This window comes from Kitasatospora sp. NPDC007106 (assembly GCF_040634455.1).
In the GTDB taxonomy this organism is placed as follows: Bacteria; Actinomycetota; Actinomycetes; order Streptomycetales; family Streptomycetaceae; genus Kitasatospora; species Kitasatospora arboriphila.
Genome location: NZ_JBEYFP010001167.1, coordinates 1 through 1,549, shown reverse-complemented (window position 1 = coordinate 1,549; position 1,549 = coordinate 1). Strand labels below are relative to the sequence as shown.

2 protein-coding genes are annotated in these 1,549 nt (G+C 75.0%); both read right to left on the bottom strand.

All coding sequences use genetic code 11. The features are described 5' to 3' along the window. The coding region (locus ABZ641_RS36805) for a phosphatase PAP2 family protein (RefSeq protein ID WP_359988907.1) at positions 1-808 on the bottom strand (808 nt) is incomplete at its 3' end. Positions 809-832: 24 nt separating this feature from the next. Then, complete coding sequence (locus tag ABZ641_RS36800) at positions 833-1,426, bottom strand: TetR/AcrR family transcriptional regulator (protein ID WP_344626542.1); 594 nt, start codon at positions 1,424-1,426, stop codon at positions 833-835. Positions 1,427-1,549: the final 123 nt, after the last annotated feature.

The following is a 1,549-nucleotide window of genomic DNA, read 5'->3' as shown; positions in this document are numbered from 1 at the left end:
GGCGGGCCGGGGCGGCCGGGCGGCGCTGTCCGGGCAGCCGCAGCGGCGGCGGGGGTCCGGCGGAGACGGGCGGGCGGAGCAGCAGCAGGGCGGCGCCGGTCAGCGCGATCGCCACGACGCCGTCCAGCCAGTAGTGGTTGGCCGTGCCCACCACGACCAGGTAGGTCACCGCGGGATGCAGCAGCCAGAGCCAGCGCCAGCGGGAGCGGGTCGCCGCGATCAGGCCGACCGCGACCGTCAGCGCCCAGCCGACGTGCAGCGACGGCATCGCCGCGAACTGGTTGGACAGGCTGTCGGTGGCCGGGTCGCCGTACACCGCCGGGCCGTACACCCGGGCCGTGTCGACCAGCCCGGTCACCTCCAGCATCCTCGGCGGGGCCAGCGGCAGCAGCAGGTGCAGCGCCAGACCGGCGCCGGTGAGGACGGTCAGCACCCGCCGTATCCACACGTAGTGCCCGGGGCGGCGCCAGTACGTCCAGAGCAGGAAGAGCACGGTCGCCGGGAAGTGCACCGTCGCGTAGAAGGCGTTCGCGGTGTGCACCAGCAGGCCGCTGTGGAGCAGCAGGTCCTGGACGTCCGCCTCGCCGGGGAGGTGCAGGGTGCGTTCCAGGTTCCACACGTCGGTGGCGTTGCGGAACGCCTGCGGGACGTGGCCCTCGGCGGCGATCCGGCCCAGCCGGTAGACGGTGTACAGGACGGCGATGAGGAGCAGCTCGCGGACGGGGTGCGGGCGGGAGGGCCGCTCCGGGCACGCGGGCTGCTCGGACGGGGCGGACGGGGCGGTGGGCTGCGGGTCGGCGGGTGGCATGTCCGTCCTGGGAGGGGGTGGGAGTCAGAGGCCGAGGGCGGGGAGGACCACCGCGTCGACGTAGCGGGCGAGGTACTCCGCGTCCGCCTCGGCGCCCTCCAGCAGCGGACGGGCGGCCAGGGCGCCCAGCACCATGTGCGGGACGAACGGCGCCGCCGGGCAGTCCGCGGCCAGCTCGCCCCGGCGGACCCCGCGGTCGAGCATCGCGGCGAGGGCCGCCGTCTCCGGCTCGACGACGAGCGTGCGGAAGGCGCGGAGCAGGTCCGGGTCCTTGTGCATCGCCTGGCCGAGGGCACGCATCAGCGAGGCGTCCCGGAGGGAGGTCGCGCAGCGCAGGCGGAGCAGTTCGCGGAGGTCCCCGCGGAGGGTGCCGGTGTCGACGTCGGCGGCGGTGATGGGGCGGCAGCTGCGGAGGGCTGCCGCGACCAGCTCCGGCTTGCCGTTCCACTGCCGGTAGAGGGTGGCCTTGCTGGAGTGGGTCCGGGCGGCGATCGCGTCCATGGTCAGCGCGTCGTACCCCGCCTCGCGGAGCAGCTCGATCACGGCCTCGTACAGCTCGCGCTCGCGCTCCTCGGTCAGGCGGCTGCGGCGCGCCTTCGGCTCGGCATCCGGCGCCATGGCGACCTCCCGGCGAACGGCAAGGAACGAAACGGTTTCGTACTCACCCTACGCCTACGGACTGACGGGAGGCACAAGCAGGGGCGCTGGGGGCACCTCCCGCCAGCCTTCGGCCGGGAGGTG